Below are 17,150 nucleotides of genomic sequence, written 5' to 3' on the forward strand. Positions count from 1 at the left end.
AAACGTTAAAGGTGAGATATCTCACTAGCAAATACAACCTAACGCATAAAAATATCGGGAGAAAGCAGCGGGGAAGAAAGTGATAGACATAAAAAAACCCGCTCAAAGAGCGGGTTTTTAAGTAACTTAATCAGTAACGATTATAGTACGTCAACTGCGTTAAGGTCAGCAAATGCTTGCTCTAGGCGAGTAACCATTGAAGCTTGGCCTGCACGTAGCCATACGCGTGGATCGTAGTACTTCTTGTTTGGTGCATCTTCACCCGTTGGGTTACCGATCTGACCTTGTAGGTAATCGTGGTTTTCAGCTTCGAACTTACGGATACCATCCCAAGTAGCCCACTGTGTATCAGTATCGATGTTCATTTTGATTACACCGTAGCCGATAGATTCACGGATTTCTTCTAGAGAAGAACCTGAACCGCCGTGGAATACGAAGTTTAGAGAGTTCGCTGGAAGACCGAATTTCTCAGAAACGTGCGCTTGAGAATCACGTAGGATAGTTGGAGTTAGTACAACGTTACCTGGCTTGTATACGCCGTGTACGTTACCGAAAGATGCTGCGATAGTGAAACGGTGGCTGATTGCGCTTAGTTTCTCGTATGCGTATGCAACGTCTTCTGGAGAAGTGTATAGCTCAGACGCATCCATATCAGAGTTGTCAACGCCGTCTTCTTCACCACCAGTACAACCTAATTCGATTTCTAGAGTCATGTTCATTTTAGCCATGCGCTCTAGGTACTTAGCAGAAATTTCGATGTTCTCTTCTAGAGACTCTTCAGAAAGGTCGATCATGTGAGAAGAGAATAGTGGCTTACCAGTTTGCGCGAAGTACTCTTCACCAGCGTCTAGTAGACCGTCGATCCAAGGAAGTAGTTTCTTAGCTGCGTGGTCAGTGTGTAGGATTACTGGAACACCGTAAGCTTCAGCTACAGCGTGAACGTATTTCGCACCAGCAACAGCACCTAGGATTTGAGCTTCTTGACCTTCAAGTTTTAGACCTTTACCAGCAAAGAAAGCAGCGCCACCGTTAGAGAACTGAACGATAACTGGAGCTTTAACTTTTGCAGCTGCTTCAAGTACTGCGTTTACAGAGTCAGTACCCACACAGTTTACTGCTGGAAGTGCAAAGCTGTTTTCTTTTGCAACTTCAAATACTTTCTGAACGTCATCGCCAGAGATAACACCTGGTTTTACGAAGTCGAAGATCTTAGACATGGATGTAATCCTATTTATCTGTCGTTTTAAACAAAACTTGTTAAGTTGAAAATCTTGCAAACGTTTGCTCACAACTGAGGCTATTCTAGCAGAGTTCCTCACACGTTGCAGCAAACAAGAAAGCGGGAGAATCACTCCCCCGCTTTGCTTTAATTACTTAGCGCGTGCTTCTAGCATTTCTACTGCTGGAAGAACTTTACCTTCTACGAACTCAAGGAAAGCGCCGCCGCCAGTAGAGATGTAAGATACATCCGCTTTGATACCGAACTTGTCGATAGCTGCTAGCGTGTCACCACCGCCTGCAACAGAGAAGCCTTCAGAAGCTGCGATAGCTTCAGAGATACCTTTAGTACCTGCTTCGAAGTTCTTGAATTCGAATACGCCTACTGGACCATTCCATAGAATAGTCTTAGCGTTTTTAAGGATTTCAGCTAGTTCAGCTGTTGAATCTGGACCAAGATCGAAGATCATGTCGTCGTCTTGTACTTCAGAAACGTGCTTAATTTCAGCTTCTGCGTTCTCGTCGAATGCTTTCGCACATGCAACGTCAGTTGCTACTGGAATTGCACACTCGTCCATTAGCTTCTTAGCTGTTTCAACTAGGTCTGCTTCGTATAGAGACTTACCAACGTTGTGGCCAGCAGCTGCGATGAATGTGTTAGCAATACCACCACCAACAACTAGTTGGTCAGCGATTTTAGATAGAGACTCAAGAACAGTTAGCTTAGTAGAAACTTTTGAACCACCTACGATAGCAACCATTGGACGAGCAGGCTTGTCCATTGCTTTACCTAGAGCTTCTAGTTCGTTCGCTAGTAGAGGACCAGCACATGCTACGTCTGCGTGCATACCAACACCGTGAGTAGATGCTTGTGCACGGTGAGCTGTACCGAATGCGTCCATTACGAATACGTCACATAGTGCTGCGTATTTCTTAGATAGCTCTTCGTCGTTTTTCTTTTCGCCTTTGTTGAAGCGAACGTTTTCAAGAACAACAAGTTCACCCGCATTTAGCTCTAGGCCATCTAGGTAGTCTTTTGCTAGCTTCACTTCGCAATCTAGTGCGTCGTTTAGGTAGTTAACAACTGGTTGTAGAGAGAACTCTTCAGCGTATTCACCTTCAGTTGGGCGACCTAGGTGAGACGTAACCATTACTTTAGCGCCTGCTTCTAGGCAGTGCTTAATAGTTGGAAGAGATGCGATGATACGTGCATCCGAAGTTACTTTACCGTCTTTTACTGGCACGTTTAGGTCAGCACGGATAAATACACGTTTACCTGCAAGATCCAGGTCAGTCATCTTGATTACAGACATGATGTGTCCTCTCAAATATTTAATAATTAAAGTTTTTGAAAACTCGGCAACCCTGCCAAGCCTGTTAATTCTTCAAACTGGTTATAGATATGGAGATATTATGGATTTATTTCAAGGCTAGAAATAAAAATTCTCCATCACTTCTTCGTCATTACTGTTCCACTTGCGAAGAAGCTTGCATTGCTAAGGCAGTATCCAGCATCCGGTTAGCAAAGCCCCATTCGTTGTCGCACCAAACGAGCATTTTTACGAGTTGCCCGTTACTCACTCTAGTCTGGCTTCCATCCACAATCGCACTATGGGGGTCGTGGTTAAAGTCGATGGAAACGAGTGGCGATTCAGTATAGTCAACAATGTTACGTAATGTACACTGAGATGCGTTAACAATGGTTTGATTTACGTCATTAACTTTCACATTTGTACTAATTGTGACACTTAAATCCATTGCAGTGACGTTAACCGTTGGAACACGAACAGAAATTGCTTCGAATTTGTTGGAAAATTTCGGGAAGATTCTTTCAATCCCCTTATGCAACTTAGTGTCCACCGGAATAATAGATTGGCTTGCAGCGCGGGTACGGCGTAAGTCGTTATGATACGCATCGATTACTTGTTGATCGTTCATGGACGAATGAATTGTCGTAATGGTGCCAGACTCTATGCCGAAGGCTTCGTCTAGTACTTTAATGATGGGAACGATACAGTTGGTGGTGCAAGAGCCATTGGAGACAACACGGTGCTCGTCTTTCAGAGTTTCGTGGTTCACGCCATAGATAATCGTATTATCTAGGTCGTTTGCGCCCGGGTGCGAAAACAGTACTTTCTTCGCGCCAGTTTCTATATGCGCTAGCCCATCCGCTTGCGAACCAAATACGCCAGTGCAATCCAAGACGATATCAACTTCTAAATCACGCCAAGGAAGTAATTCGATTTCGGAGAGATGGAGAATGCGAATGGAATCATATTCACCGCTGTCATGATGAACATGCAAATGTTCTTGGTCATGGGAAATTTTTTTACCAAAGCGACCATGACTGGTGTCATATTGCAGTAGGTGTGCCATCGCCTCTGGCTGTGCTAGTTCGTTTACCGCCACAACCTTGATCTGCTGGTGTTTTCCGCTTTCATACACCGCTCGCAGAACATTACGACCTATACGTCCAAATCCATTGATCGCAACCTTTAGCATTTATCCTTCGCCCTACCAAAAATTTCGTGTCACAGATACTACCTGATCAGGCTGACAAACGCACCTGTTGAATCAAAGTAAAGCAGGATTAAAAAAGGTCGAGACTATGCTCGACCTTATTACAACGATAGATAATTAAAATGCGACGTCTAAACCTAACCAGTAGCGACGACCATCTTCAATATATCCATATTCTTCGTAACTGATTTCCTCGTCCAGCAAGTTATAGATAGCGCCTTTAATACGAGTATTGTCGGTTAACTGGTATGTCACACCGGCGTCCACAAAGGTATAAGCTGGTTCTACAATACTGTTTCTTGATGGGCCAGTAACCGGATCCATTTCTTTACCTCGGTACGTGACTTTCGCCCAGCTCTCTAGATCTGTTGTCGTTTGCCAAGTCACATCCACATTAAACAGATGCTTTGGTAACTGCTGCAGCGGCATGCCTTTGTATTCACCTGTTTTTTGCTCTGAGTCGGTAAATGTGTAGCTCGAGCTAAGGTAAATGGTTTCCGTTAACGGCGATGCTAAGGTCGCTTCAATACCTTGTGTGACGGCTTCATCCACGTTAATACGGTACGTTGGATCTGCGCCCCATTGGTTTGGACCATCAGTACAGATAGTGTCTGGACAAACAACACGTGTGATCTTGTCTTTGAATTCGTTATGGAACGCTGTCAAAGAGACATCTAAGCCAGAATCACCTTGATACAAGACGCTGATTTCTTTGTTTAGCGACGTTTCAGGGTCAAGATCTGGGTTACCGTAGATATTACCGCCACCACTGACTTGCGCCCAGCCAGGAGTAATTTCACGTAATTGTGGAGAACGGAAACCTGTTGCCACACCGCCTTTCACCGTCCAAGACGGATCAACTCGCCATACACCGTAAACACGCGGACTAAAATGCGCGCCATAGTTTTCGTCATGATCTAGACGGCCGCCAAGCGTAACGCTAAACGGATCAGCAATTCTCCATTCATCTTCAATGAAAACAGCCCACTGCGTATTCGATGTTTCAGTCTTCGATGACGCTTTGTTGGAGGTGAAATCCTCAAGCTCTGCATGAGTAGCGTCCACACCCGTCGTCAACGTATGGTTTCCAATACCAGTCACCAAGCTCGATTTGAACGTGGTGTTGGTGATCGTCATCTCACGAGATTTGTTCTCGCTCTCTTCTCGCTGTAAGTAAGTATCTGAAATTCCCACCGAATCCCAATCACCGTTGTGGCTTACCGTTACGTAATTACGACGATATTCATTCAGTGAATCTTCACACCCACCACGACACCCTGTGGTCGGCACTGAAAGGCCCACATTACCACGACGACTTTGTGCCGACGTGCCGCCCTCTAATTGCACCGAGTGGCGATCATTAATCTGGTAAGTCAGTTTTGAAGAGATACTCTGCATATCTTTATCTTCATAACCGTATTCGATGTCATCTTCTTCTCTGGTTGTGTACTGACCATATACTTGGAGAGATAAATTTTCAGCCAACGGACCATTAACGAAAAAGTTCGCGCTCTGCTCTCCCCCTGAGCGACTATTCTCTTGTAGTACCGTGCCCAGTTGAACATTACCCGTCCACTCTAGCGCATCTTTTCGTGTGATGACGTTAATCACACCACCAATCGCATCAGAACCGTAAAGCGTCGACATTGGGCCACGAATAACTTCGATTCGCTCAATCGCTTGAAGAGGAGGTAACCAACCTTGTTCGATACCAGGGCCGTCACTATTTGGACGAGTTTCACGCGTACTTTGACGTTTACCATCGACCAGTATCAAAGTGTATTTAGAACCCATACCACGGATACTAATGTCGGTGGTATCACCACCACCTGTCACGACAACACCTGGCACACTTTTTAGTGCATCAGTCACATCGCGGTAATAACGGGAGTCCAATTCCTCACGTGAAATCACACTAATACTTGCAGGCGCGTCCGCTTGAGATTGCTCATAACTTGATGCAGTTACAACCACTGTTTCCATTTTAGAAACTGCATCATTGGCAAAAACATGAGGGACACTGACGAAGGCTAAAATACCAGTTGCGGTAATAACTGGCAGTCTAAGAGTAGACATCTACATCTCCATAATTGATAATGATTATTATTTTCGAAAGTGAATTATTCACAAATAGAATGAGATGCATAGTGAGAGTTATGGAACGGTTCTTTCCATTTATGGAACTCGTACATAACGCAGTAAGGAGTAAAAGAAATATGCACGACTTAGCATCAATTAGAGCCTTTGATGCGCTCAATCAGCATAAAAGTTTGACAGCCGCTGCTAAAGCCCTTAATCAGCCAAAATCAACGCTAAGTCGTCGCTTGGCACAATTAGAAGAAGACTTCGGTCAGGCTCTAACCGCCAGACAAGGTAATCGATTAGTTCTGACAAGAGCTGGAGAAATCTTTGCCCACTACAGCCGCCAGATTCTTGAGTTAAGTGAAGAGAGTTATGATGCACTCCAAGGTTTAACGAACCAAGTTTCAGGGCCACTGCATATTGTTTGTCACACCGCCTTAGTTAGAAGCTGGCTCGGCGGCGTACTCAATCGTTTTCTTGCTGATAATCCTGACGTTAGGGTTCAACTTACCAGTGACTTTTCTGAAGCGCACCATGACCCAGATTTGTTCATCTGGCTCGGTGAACGTAAAGAGCTAGACTGGCGAAAAGAAGTGCTGGGGGTATTTCGCTATACGCCTTTTGCCTCTCCAAATTATCTAAAACAACATGGGCCTATACCGCACCCCAAAGAACTTGAAGCACATCCATGGATCGATTTTGGTTCAGTGCAAGAAAATGGATTGATGCTAGCACACCCTCAACACGGTGAGTTCTTTTTAGAACCCTTTGTTAGTCGCTTATACAGCGACAACATAGCAATGCAAATAGACAGTATCGCGAATGGTCATGGTATTGGACTGCTGCCGACTTGGACAGCATGCGGCTATGAGAAACATCACCCAGGGCGAATCACACCATGCTTAGAAGGTTGGCTTTCTGAGCCTATTTCCATTAACTGCTATACACCAGCAGGACGACCACCACTGCGCTTATCCGTACTTTTAGACTGCATTCACCAAAGCATTCCACAAGGTTGGAAAACCTGACAAAAATAAAAAGGCCATCATAATGATGGCCTTTCTAACTTTAGCATCTAACAGTTGTCGTTTACGTTCGACTGTTTAGATGGTCCTGCAATTACGCTAGCAATTCTTTTGCTGTGTTCACTACGTTTTCAGTCGTGAAGCCAAACATCTCGAATAGCTGACCAGCAGGTGCAGATTCACCGAATGTTGTCATACCAATGATGCGACCGTCAAAGCCAACGTACTTGTACCAGAAATCAGCAATGCCCGCTTCAATAGCGATACGTGCCGTTACGTCTGATGGCAGTACAGCTTCACGGTAAGCGGCGTCTTGTTTGTCGAATGTATCTGTTGATGGCATTGAAACAACGCGTACTTTCTTGCCTTCTGAAGTTAGTTGCTCAGCGGCTTTCACTGCAAGCTCAACCTCAGAACCTGTTGCGATAAGGATTAGCTCAGGCTTACCTTCGCTATCTTTCAGGATGTAAGCACCTTTCGCGATGTCTGCGACTTGTTCAGCAGTACGCTCTTGTTGCGCTAGGTTTTGACGAGAGAAGATAAGTGCAGTTGGTGCATCTTTACGTTCAATCGCTAGTTTCCATGCAACTGCAGACTCAACTTGGTCACATGGGCGCCATGTGCTCATGTTTGGAGTTACACGTAGAGACGCCATTTGCTCAACAGGTTGGTGAGTTGGACCATCTTCGCCAAGACCGATCGAATCATGCGTGTAAACTTGGATGTTCTGAATTTTCATCAGCGCAGCCATACGCATTGCGTTACGAGCGTATTCCATGAACATTAGGAATGTTGCGCCGTAAGGAACGAAACCACCGTGCAATGCGATACCGTTGATGATAGCAGTCATACCGAATTCGCGTACACCGTAGTGGATGTAGTTGCCAGAGAAGTCCTCCGTTTCTAGAGACTTAGAACCAGACCACATGGTCAGGTTAGAAGGCGCTAGGTCAGCAGAACCACCCATAAACTCAGGAAGCATTTGACCAAACGCTTCTAGTGCATTTTGCGATGCTTTACGTGATGCAATGTTCGCTGGGTTTGCTTGAAGATCGGCAATGATTTGGTTCGCTTTTTCTTCCCACTGTGCAGGAAGTTCGCCGTTTAGACGTCGTTTAAGCTCTGCCGCTTCAGCAGGGTAAGCTGCAGCGTATGCCTCGAATTTTTCATTCCAAGCTGCTTCTTTCGCGGCGCCCGCTTCTTTTGCATCCCACTCAGCGTAAACATCTGCCGGGATCTCAAATGGGCCGTACTCCCAACCTAGGTATTCACGAGCCGCTTGGATCTCATCGTGACCTAGTGGTGCACCGTGACAGTCGTGCGAACCAGACTTGTTAGGAGAACCGAAACCGATAATTGTTTTGGTACAGATAAGCGTAGGACGTGGGTCCGCTTTTGCTGCTTCAATTGCTGCGTTGATCGCGTCTGAGTCGTGACCATCGACTGCTGGGATTACATGCCAGCCGTACGCTTCAAAACGCTTAGGTGTATCGTCAGAGAACCAGCCTTCAACGTGACCGTCGATAGAAATGCCGTTGTCATCCCAAAACGCGATCAGTTTGCCTAGACCTAACGTCCCAGCAAGAGAGCATGCTTCATGCGAGATGCCTTCCATTAGACAGCCGTCACCCATGAACACATACGTAAAGTGGTCAACGATATCGTGACCTTCTTTGTTGAACTGTGCCGCTAGTGCTTTCTCTGCGATCGCCATACCAACAGCGTTAGTGATGCCTTGACCTAGAGGACCCGTTGTTGTCTCGATACCAGGCGCGTAGCCGTACTCTGGGTGACCTGGGGTTTTTGAGTGCAATTGACGGAAGTTTTTCAGATCGTCAATAGATAGCTCGTAACCGCTTAAGTGCAGTAGAGAGTAAATAAGCATTGACCCATGACCGTTTGACAGCACAAAGCGATCGCGGTCGGCCCACTCTGGGTTTGAAGGGTTATGGTTTAGGTGAGAGCGCCAAAGAACTTCAGCGATATCAGCCATACCCATTGGTGCGCCTGGGTGGCCTGAGTTAGCTTGTTGAACACCATCCATGCTTAGAGCACGAATTGCATTGGCAAGATGTTTACGAGACGACATGTCTGCTCCTGAGTACATTAAGCGAAACGAAAAGTAGGTCATAATTCTCTCAAAGCCCTGTTGGGTGTGCAAACGTTTTCCAGTCCAAAACCTCACAAATATTGCACCTTTCGCGCCAAATCGTTCGAAGTTCTTAAAATTATCAATAAATCAGGCAAACGTTTGGTTATAACAAAAACCAAAAAAGAGCTTGTAATTCGAGCAATCAAATTTAGAATAGACGTCTAGATGTAGATACACCTACAAAAATTAGTATTAATTTGCGCTGGAGAGTTTATCATTCCCCAGTTTTAAACCAGATATAGTGGAGCTAACATGGCTAAGCACCTGTTTACTTCTGAGTCAGTATCAGAAGGTCATCCAGATAAAATTGCAGACCAGATTTCTGATGCGGTTCTTGACGCGATTCTAGAGCAAGATCCAAAGGCTCGTGTTGCATGTGAGACTTACGTTAAAACCGGTATGGTAATGGTGGGTGGTGAAATCACGACTTCAGCATGGGTAGACATCGAAGAGTTAACTCGTGAAACCGTTCGTGAAATCGGCTACGTACATTCAGATATGGGCTTTGACGCAGATTCTTGTGCGGTACTAAACACAATCGGTAAACAGTCGCCAGATATCAACCAAGGTGTTGATAAAGCTGACCCTAAAGAACAAGGTGCAGGCGACCAAGGCATCATGTTTGGTTACGCTTGTAACGAAACTGAAGTACTAATGCCAGCGCCAATTACTTACTCTCACCGTCTTGTTCAAAAGCAAGCAGAAGTTCGTAAAAACGGCACACTACCTTGGTTGCGTCCTGATGCAAAATCTCAGGTAACATTCCAATACGATCAAGGTAACATCGTTGGTATCGACGCGGTTGTTCTTTCAACTCAACACTGTGACTCAATCTCAACTTCAGACCTGCGTGAAGCGGTAATGGAAGAGATCATTAAGCCAGTACTACCTTCTGAGTGGATCAACAAAGAAACAAACTTCTTCATTAACCCAACCGGTCGCTTCGTAATCGGTGGTCCTATGGGTGACTGTGGCCTAACTGGTCGTAAGATCATCGTAGATACCTACGGCGGCGCAGCTCGTCACGGTGGCGGTGCGTTTTCTGGTAAAGATCCATCAAAAGTTGACCGTAGTGCAGCATACGCAGCACGCTACGTAGCGAAAAACATCGTAGCGGCAGGCATGGCTGACCGTTGTGAGATCCAACTTTCTTACGCAATCGGTGTTGCTGATCCAACGTCTATCATGGTGGAAACGTTCGGTACTGAGAAAGTACCTCACGACATCATCATTGAAGCGGTTCGTCAATTCTTCGACCTACGTCCATACGGTCTACAAGAAATGCTTAACCTTCTTCAACCTATCTACAAGAAGACAGCGGCATACGGTCACTTCGGTCGTGAAGAATTCCCGTGGGAAGCGACAGACAAAGCTGCACTTCTACGCGATTTCGCTGGCATCAAATAATCAAGCTAAGCAAGAATCAATCAAGCCCTCGCCTATGGTGGGGGCTTTTTATTTTCAGCAACTTTTATCTAGTCATTTCGGCTCATACCGCCCTGCCCCACAAAGCAGTCCTGTTTCTCCCTCATTTTTATACCGAATAAATTTTAAGCAATTATTTGTAAATTATCCCATCTCCGCCAATAGTTAAAATATTGTTAATTCCAATTTAAATAGAGACGTCGGATGCTGGCGACTGTGGAAGCAACACTTAAGTAAAGACATGAGTTAAGCATCTTTATGGCCGATACCAAACTAAGCCAATGCTTAGATGTAAACTTGAAAAAGTCGCTTCAAGTTTGACTGAACAAAAACCGCTGTCAGTTGGTATAAGCGGATAATGTGGGAATAAATCAAGGAGGAGTTATGCCTCGAACTGTTAATCCATCGGACTTCCACAACAAGCGAAAGGAAGTGCCAGACAACGAATACGCCAGAACCATACCGTGCAATACGGTCAATCTTTCTGCACCTTTTCATTGGCTCGCATTAGGTCTGCATGATTTCGTGCGAATGCCACTTATTAGTGCTTTCTATGGCATCTGTTTTATGGCAGCTGCGATAGGCATTGTTTTGCTCGTACAGTGGCAAGGCACACACTTAGTCGTCATGCCCAGTTTGATTGTTTACATGTTAATTGGTCCGTTTCTCGCGCTGGGCTTGTATGATGCCAGTTGGGAGAGAGAGCGCGGACACAAAGCAAGCTTGTTCCATTCAATGAAAGCGATCGGTCGTAACTCAACATCTCAATGGGCGTTCGCCGTGTTACTCGCAGTGTGTATGATATTTTGGATGCGCATTGCCGCTCTACTTCATGCACTCTACCCTTCTGTTCAAGGGGCACCTTTAAGTGAGTTCCTACCCTTCCTTGTCATCGGCTCTTTAGTTGGCTTTGTTTTGGCTTGTGTGGTGTTTAGCATTTCAGCCTTTTCTATTCCGCTCATGATGGAGCGTCGCGTAGACATGATGACCGCTGTATTTACCAGCTTTAATGCCGTGAAATCCAACATTCCAGCAATGATTGTTTGGGCAGCGATCATCTGCGGCGGTATTCTTATCGGCTTTGCGACCTACGGGATCGGAATGTTGTTTACCATGCCAATTCTAGGCTACGGTACATGGCACGCTTACCATGCCACCATCAAGAAAAAACACACACCATAATTAACTGATGCTATGATCTGGCCCTCGCAAATGCGGGGGCTTTTTTATTTGATTTATCGAGGTGAATTGTGGATATAGAACTCAGCTATAAAGCCAAGCAAGTGATGGCGGGCTGTATCGCGATGGCGGAACAAGCTTTCAAACGTTCTTTCCCGATTCCAACAATCACCTTCGACGTCCGTGGGAAAGCGGCAGGAAAAGCCTACCTTCAATTAAATCAAGTACGCCTAAACCCTGTTTTATTTCGCGAAAACACCCAAGCATTCTTAGATGAAGTCATTCCTCATGAAGTAGCACACCTGATTACTTATCAGGTTTACGGGCGAGTTAGGCCTCACGGTAAAGAATGGAAAAGCGTCATGGAAGCCGTATTTAACGTACCAGCCAAAACCACTCACAGCTTTGAAGTAAAATCCGTTCAAGGTAAAACCTTTGAGTATCGTTGTGGTTGTATGACCTACCCTCTATCGATTCGCCGTCATAATAAAGTGCTGCGCAAAGAGGCGACGTACTCTTGTCAAAAATGCCGCCAACCACTTAACTTCACCGGCATTCAATTATCGTAGCCCTTACCTCATAGTGTTACTTGCGTTCCCAAAATAAAGATCGAGTTGATCAAAACCTTCCCTTCGCCACTTATTGTTAACTTACTCATCACTAAAGCTATTTTATGCGTGTTATCATGAATAAAGTCATACTTTATAAAGACTTTTATCATGAAATACTTACTCTCTCTGTTGCTTATCGCGCTTTCTAGCACTGCGATTGCCGCGCCACCGAGCTCATTCTCTGCAGCCAAACGTGAGGCGGTCAAAATTTATCAAGACCATCCAACAAGCTTCTACTGTGGCTGTAACATTCAATGGCAAGGCAAGAAAGGCTTACCCGATTTAGCCTCTTGCGGTTACCAAGTCCGTAAACAAGAAAAACGGGCTGCACGAATCGAATGGGAGCACATTGTTCCTGCGTGGCAATTTGGCCACCAGCGTCAATGCTGGCAAGATGGCGGACGTAAAAACTGTAAGAAAAAAGACAAAACTTTTCGTTTGATGGAAGCAGACTTGCACAACCTAACTCCTGCTATTGGTGAAGTAAACGGTGACCGTTCGAACTACAACTTCAGCCAATGGAACGGTATGGATGGCGTGAGTTATGGTCGCTGTGAGATGCAAGTGAACTTTAAGCAGCGTAAAGTCATGCCACCAGACCGTGCGCGTGGCTCAATTGCTCGTACCTATCTATACATGAGCAAAGAGTACGGTTTCAAACTGTCGAAGCAGCAAACGCAATTAATGAGTGCTTGGAACAAAACCTATCCTGTCGATAAATGGGAATGTGAGCGTGACGAGCGCATTGCAAAAGTACAGGGCAATCACAACCCATTTGTTCAAGAAGCCTGCCGCGCACTGTAACCTCCGACCTCGAAGCGTTTCAATTACTGATATTGAAACGCTTCTTGCCCCTTGTTTTTTCGGTGCAAAGCATCCATGTTAGGGTTTAAGTTTATTCTCTTGCTGGAAATCTCATGCGTACCCCTCGAATTTATCATCCAGAAACCATTCATCAACTTGGCTCACTTGCTTTAAGTGACGACGCAGCAGGCCATATCGGTCGTGTTTTGCGCATGAAAGAAGGCCAAGACGTTCTCCTTTTTGACGGCAGTGGCGCAGAGTTTCCAGCGGTTATCAGTGAAGTCAGCAAGAAATCAGTTTTGGTTAACATCACCGAGCGTGTAGAAAGCAGTATTGAATCCCCTTTAGATCTGCACCTTGGCCAAGTCATTTCACGTGGCGATAAGATGGAGTTCACCATCCAAAAGTCTGTTGAACTTGGCGTCAATACCATCACTCCTCTGATTTCTGAACGTTGTGGTGTCAAGCTTGACCAAAAGCGTTTTGAGAAAAAACTCGCGCAATGGCAGAAAATCGCCATCAGTGCCTGTGAACAATGTGGGCGTAATGTCGTGCCCGAAATTCGTCCAATTATGAGCTTGGAAGAGTGGTGTAAAGAAGAGTACGATGGTTTAAAGCTTAACCTTCACCCTCGTGCTAAATACTCAATCAACACTTTGCCAACCCCGGTTGAAAAAGTGCGCCTACTGATCGGTCCTGAAGGCGGTTTATCGTCTGAAGAGATCGAGATGACTCGAGAATACCAATTTGAAGAAACGCTACTCGGCCCTCGCGTTCTGCGTACCGAAACAGCGGCTCTGACAGCAATTACAGCCTTACAAGTTCGTTTCGGCGATCTTGGTTAAACGGAGAAAAATAATGATCAAACTCGGTATCGTAATGGACCCAATCTCGTCCATTAACATCAAAAAAGACTCTAGCTTTGCCATGATGCTTGAAGCGCAACGACGCGGCTATGAAATCCACTACATGGAAATGAATGATCTGCATCTCGATCAAGGCGTTGCCATTGCAGATACTAAAGTGGTGGAACTAAAAGAAGATCCAAACGGTTGGTACGAGTTCAAATCAGAGCAAACTATCGAACTGTCTGAGCTAGACGCGGTGCTAATGCGTAAAGATCCTCCGTTTGATACTGAATACATCTACGCGACTTACATCCTTGAGCGTGCAGAAGAACAAGGTGCACTGATCGTTAACAAGCCTCAAAGCTTACGTGATTGTAACGAAAAGCTGTTTACAGCATGGTTCCCAGAGCTGACACCTACAACTATCGTGACGCGAAAAGCAGAGAAAATTAAAGAATTTCGTGAAAAACATGGTGATGTCATCCTGAAACCGCTTGATGGTATGGGTGGCGCGTCCATCTTCCGTGTGAAAGAAAACGATCCAAACGTCTCTGTGATCATCGAGACATTGACTAACCACGGTCAAAACTACGCAATGGCACAAACCTTCGTGCCAGACATCAGCAACGGTGACAAACGTATCCTAGTGGTAGATGGCGAACCTATGCCTTACTGTCTAGCACGCATTCCTGCTAAAGGCGAAACGCGCGGCAACCTAGCCGCTGGTGGTACTGGTGAAGCTCGTCCGCTAAGCGAAACCGACCTCAAAATTGCGCAAACCGTTGCTCCGACACTGAAAGAAAAAGGCCTTATCTTTGTTGGCCTTGACGTAATTGGCGACAAGCTAACAGAGATCAACGTCACCAGTCCAACCTGTATTCGCGAAATTGAAGCAGCTTTTGATATCTCAATCACAGGCAAGCTGATGGATGCGATTGAACGTCGAGTAAAAGGCGAATAACTCAAACTGTATTACAGTTAATAGAGAGCGTAGTACATTAACTTAAGCAAACTCATGCACATACCTAGATGGTAAATTGTATGATGTTTGCTTAAGGGCATTTACGAGAGTTAAGGGTCAGTATGAGTATGAATCTCACAAATCACTTTTTGGTTGCCATGCCTGGGATGAAAGATCCGTACTTTCAAAACAGCGTGATCTACGTTTGTGAGCACAACGAAGACGGCGCTATGGGGCTGATGATCAATGCTCCTGTTGATATCACCGTCGGCAACATGCTCAAGCAGGTGGAAGTTCAGCCAGTACACCCGCGCCTATTTGAAGCCAGTCTAGATAGACCAGTCTACAATGGCGGCCCAATCTCGGAAGATCGTGGTTTTATTTTGCATAAACCCAAAGATTACTACGAGTCCAGCGTCCAAATGACCGATGACCTCGCGGTAACCACTTCGCGTGATATTCTGTCGGTGTTAGGAACAGAAGCAGAACCAAGTGATTACTTAGTGGCACTTGGCTACTCCGGTTGGAGTGCAGGCCAATTAGAAAGTGAGCTGGTCGAAAACTCTTGGCTCACCATTGAAGCAACGCCTGAAATTATCTTTAATACACCAATCAACGAGCGTTGGAAGAAAGCGGTCGAAAAGCTGGGCATCGACCCAAGTCACCTTTCAGCAGACTCTGGACATGCTTAGTCCAAATATACAGTTACATTAGATAGAGACACCTTATGTCACGCACAATTATGGCTTTTGACTTTGGAACCAAAAGCATTGGTAGCGCTATTGGCCAAGAAATTACTGGTACAGCTTCCCCATTAAAAGCCTTTAAAGCCAATGACGGTATTCCAAACTGGGACGATATCGAAAAGCAAATCAAAGAGTGGCAACCAGATTTGCTAGTGGTCGGTTTACCGACCGATCTGCATGGTAAAGACCTTGAGACCATAACCCCTCGTGCACGAAAATTTGCTAAGCGTCTGCAAGGCCGATACGGATTGCCAGTTGAACTGCATGATGAGCGTTTATCTACTGCAGAAGCTCGTGCGGAGTTGTTCAGCATGGGCGGCTACAAAGCCCTATCGAAAGGTAATGTTGACTGCCAGTCAGCGGTGGTGATTCTAGAAAGCTGGTTTGAAGCCCTTTGGGGTGAGTAAACACTTCAAGCACAATGAAAAAAGGTTGGCTTCTGCCAACCTTTTTTGTTTCTGGATTGGATTAATCCATATCGATCTTAACGTTTGCCAAACTGCCCGTAGAGAATGCTTCACCACGCTGCGTTTTCAACATCAAGCGCAGATCATTTGCCGAGTCGGCACTATGTAGTGCATCCTCTTCGCTGATCTTACCTTGCATCACTAACTTATAAAGAGATTGATCGAACGTCAGCATACCAAACTCATTTGAGCGAGCCATGGTTGACTTCAACTCATGTAAATCTCCGCGACGAATCAAATCCGACACACGTGGGCTATTTAGCAAGATCTCAAATACACCATGACGTCCCTGCCCATTTTTATCTCGGATCAGCTGCTGACCAACCACGCCTTTTAGGTTCATCGACAAATCGAACAAGAATTGTTCTTTTTGATCTTTCGGTACCAAGTGAAGAATGCGCTCTAAAGCTTGGTTTGCATTGTTGGCGTGCAACGTTGCCATACACAGGTGACCCGTTTCGGCGAAGGTCATCGCGTATTCCATTGTTTCACGGCTACGGATCTCACCAATCAAAATCATATCTGGTGCTTGGCGCAGCGAGTTTTTAAGCGCAACTTCATAGCTTTCCGTATCTAACCCAACTTCGCGTTGAGTCACGATACAGCGCTTGTGTTCATGCACGAATTCGATCGGATCTTCGACCGTCAAAATGTGCCCGGTTTTATTGCTGTTTCGATAGCCTGTCATCGCCGCCATGGTGGTCGATTTACCCGATCCAGTAGCACCGACCACCAGCACCAAACCACGCTTAGCTATCGCCAAATCTTGCAACACTAACGGTAACTTTAACTGCTCAAAAGTAGGAATATTGGTTTCAATACGACGAATCACTGCGCCTGGTAACTCGCGTTGAAAAAAGGCACTCACACGGAAGCGACCACAATCTCTCACAATGGCAAAATTCGACTCGCGACTTTTACGAAATTCCTGACGCCGATCTGGTTCCATAGCGCTATCGAGTAATGCAGCCACATCACTCTCGGTGAGTTTTTCCCCTTGCGGACGCAATTCGCCATCCACACGAAATAGAATTGGCGCTCCAACCGTGATGTAAAGATCCGACGCTTTCAGCGCCAGCATGCCTTCGAGAAATTTATCTAGATCCATCTTC

Annotated in this window: 15 protein-coding genes; 9 read left to right on the forward strand and 6 right to left on the reverse strand. The window is 45.6% G+C overall.

Annotation, left to right across the window (positions count from 1 at the left end):
* Nucleotides 1-140: 140 nt before the first annotated feature.
* From fbaA to R7F07_RS22075, 4 genes are all read right to left on the reverse strand, one after another.
* The gene (gene fbaA / locus R7F07_RS22060) at nt 141-1,217 is read right to left on the reverse strand and encodes a class II fructose-bisphosphate aldolase (protein ID WP_005380996.1); all 1,077 of its coding nucleotides are present in this window, start codon (nt 1,215-1,217) and stop codon (nt 141-143) included.
* 153 nt (nt 1,218-1,370) lie between these two features.
* Complete coding sequence (locus R7F07_RS22065; protein WP_005384547.1) at nt 1,371-2,531, reverse strand: phosphoglycerate kinase; 1,161 nt, start codon at nt 2,529-2,531, stop codon at nt 1,371-1,373.
* Between the two features lie 151 nt (nt 2,532-2,682).
* Complete coding sequence (epd, locus tag R7F07_RS22070) at nt 2,683-3,720, reverse strand: erythrose-4-phosphate dehydrogenase (protein ID WP_171343179.1); 1,038 nt, start codon at nt 3,718-3,720, stop codon at nt 2,683-2,685.
* Between the two features lie 135 nt (nt 3,721-3,855).
* Nucleotides 3,856-5,814, reverse strand: coding sequence for a ligand-gated channel protein (locus tag R7F07_RS22075; protein WP_053306783.1), 1,959 nt, complete (start codon nt 5,812-5,814; stop codon nt 3,856-3,858).
* Between the two features lie 140 nt (nt 5,815-5,954).
* On the opposite strand from R7F07_RS22075, the gene R7F07_RS22080 reads away from it, so the two are divergent.
* Complete coding sequence (locus tag R7F07_RS22080; RefSeq protein ID WP_017633561.1) at nt 5,955-6,848, forward strand: LysR family transcriptional regulator; 894 nt, start codon at nt 5,955-5,957, stop codon at nt 6,846-6,848.
* Nucleotides 6,849-6,939: 91 nt separating this feature from the next.
* On the opposite strand, the gene tkt is transcribed toward R7F07_RS22080, so the two are convergent.
* Nucleotides 6,940-8,934, reverse strand: a complete 1,995-nt coding sequence (tkt, locus tag R7F07_RS22085; RefSeq protein ID WP_033907453.1) for a transketolase — start codon at nt 8,932-8,934, stop codon at nt 6,940-6,942.
* A 315-nt stretch (nt 8,935-9,249) separates the two neighbouring features.
* Between tkt and metK the strand changes: the two genes are divergently transcribed.
* The 8 genes from metK to ruvX all read left to right on the forward strand — a co-directional run bounded on the left by metK (nt 9,250) and on the right by ruvX (nt 15,978).
* Nucleotides 9,250-10,404, forward strand: coding sequence for a methionine adenosyltransferase (gene metK, locus R7F07_RS22090; protein WP_005384541.1), 1,155 nt, complete (start codon nt 9,250-9,252; stop codon nt 10,402-10,404).
* Between the two features lie 402 nt (nt 10,405-10,806).
* On the forward strand, nt 10,807-11,604 hold the full coding sequence (locus tag R7F07_RS22095) for a DUF2189 domain-containing protein (RefSeq protein WP_005381026.1): 798 nt from the start codon (nt 10,807-10,809) through the stop codon (nt 11,602-11,604).
* A gap of 68 nt (nt 11,605-11,672) precedes the next feature.
* On the forward strand, nt 11,673-12,170 hold the full coding sequence (locus tag R7F07_RS22100) for a SprT family zinc-dependent metalloprotease (protein WP_064368774.1): 498 nt from the start codon (nt 11,673-11,675) through the stop codon (nt 12,168-12,170).
* A 150-nt stretch (nt 12,171-12,320) separates the two neighbouring features.
* The gene (gene endA, locus R7F07_RS22105; RefSeq protein WP_017821889.1) at nt 12,321-13,016 is read left to right on the forward strand and encodes a deoxyribonuclease I; all 696 of its coding nucleotides are present in this window, start codon (nt 12,321-12,323) and stop codon (nt 13,014-13,016) included.
* A 113-nt stretch (nt 13,017-13,129) separates the two neighbouring features.
* Nucleotides 13,130-13,861: a 16S rRNA (uracil(1498)-N(3))-methyltransferase gene (gene rsmE / locus R7F07_RS22110; protein WP_017821890.1), complete on the forward strand. Its 732-nt coding sequence runs from the start codon at nt 13,130-13,132 to the stop codon at nt 13,859-13,861.
* Between the two features lie 13 nt (nt 13,862-13,874).
* Entirely contained in the window at nt 13,875-14,825 is a 951-nt protein-coding gene (gene gshB / locus R7F07_RS22115; protein ID WP_005381021.1) for a glutathione synthase, read from the forward strand.
* Nucleotides 14,826-14,953: 128 nt separating this feature from the next.
* Nucleotides 14,954-15,517 carry a YqgE/AlgH family protein gene (locus R7F07_RS22120; RefSeq protein WP_005381020.1) on the forward strand — a complete coding sequence of 188 codons (564 nt, stop codon included), beginning with the start codon at nt 14,954-14,956 and terminating at the stop codon, nt 15,515-15,517.
* Nucleotides 15,518-15,552: 35 nt separating this feature from the next.
* Nucleotides 15,553-15,978: a Holliday junction resolvase RuvX gene (gene ruvX / locus R7F07_RS22125; RefSeq protein ID WP_005381017.1), complete on the forward strand. Its 426-nt coding sequence runs from the start codon at nt 15,553-15,555 to the stop codon at nt 15,976-15,978.
* Between the two features lie 61 nt (nt 15,979-16,039).
* Here ruvX and R7F07_RS22130 read toward each other — a convergent pair whose 3' ends face one another.
* Entirely contained in the window at nt 16,040-17,146 is a 1,107-nt protein-coding gene (locus R7F07_RS22130; protein ID WP_005381016.1) for a PilT/PilU family type 4a pilus ATPase, read from the reverse strand.
* Between the last annotated feature and the right edge of the window lie 4 nt (nt 17,147-17,150).

It is taken from the genome of Vibrio sp. YT-16 (genome assembly GCF_033337405.1).
In the GTDB taxonomy this organism is placed as follows: Bacteria; Pseudomonadota; Gammaproteobacteria; order Enterobacterales; family Vibrionaceae; genus Vibrio; species Vibrio alginolyticus.

Bases quoted from the DNA above. Each gene is read 5' to 3' on its own strand.
- R7F07_RS22130 (WP_005381016.1), bottom strand. From the start codon at position 17,146: ATGGATCTAGATAAATTTCTCGAAGGCATGCTGGCGCTGAAAGCGTCG.
- R7F07_RS22065 (WP_005384547.1), bottom strand. From the start codon at position 2,531: ATGTCTGTAATCAAGATGACTGACCTGGATCTTGCAGGTAAACGTGTA.
- endA (WP_017821889.1), top strand. From the start codon at position 12,321: ATGAAATACTTACTCTCTCTGTTGCTTATCGCGCTTTCTAGCACTGCG.
- tkt (WP_033907453.1), bottom strand. From the start codon at position 8,934: ATGTCGTCTCGTAAACATCTTGCCAATGCAATTCGTGCTCTAAGCATG.
- fbaA (WP_005380996.1), bottom strand. From the start codon at position 1,217: ATGTCTAAGATCTTCGACTTCGTAAAACCAGGTGTTATCTCTGGCGAT.
- R7F07_RS22080 (WP_017633561.1), top strand. From the start codon at position 5,955: ATGCACGACTTAGCATCAATTAGAGCCTTTGATGCGCTCAATCAGCAT.
- ruvX (WP_005381017.1), top strand. From the start codon at position 15,553: ATGTCACGCACAATTATGGCTTTTGACTTTGGAACCAAAAGCATTGGT.
- rsmE (WP_017821890.1), top strand. From the start codon at position 13,130: ATGCGTACCCCTCGAATTTATCATCCAGAAACCATTCATCAACTTGGC.
- metK (WP_005384541.1), top strand. From the start codon at position 9,250: ATGGCTAAGCACCTGTTTACTTCTGAGTCAGTATCAGAAGGTCATCCA.
- epd (WP_171343179.1), bottom strand. From the start codon at position 3,720: ATGCTAAAGGTTGCGATCAATGGATTTGGACGTATAGGTCGTAATGTT.
- gshB (WP_005381021.1), top strand. From the start codon at position 13,875: ATGATCAAACTCGGTATCGTAATGGACCCAATCTCGTCCATTAACATC.
- R7F07_RS22075 (WP_053306783.1), bottom strand. From the start codon at position 5,814: ATGTCTACTCTTAGACTGCCAGTTATTACCGCAACTGGTATTTTAGCC.
- R7F07_RS22095 (WP_005381026.1), top strand. From the start codon at position 10,807: ATGCCTCGAACTGTTAATCCATCGGACTTCCACAACAAGCGAAAGGAA.
- R7F07_RS22120 (WP_005381020.1), top strand. From the start codon at position 14,954: ATGAATCTCACAAATCACTTTTTGGTTGCCATGCCTGGGATGAAAGAT.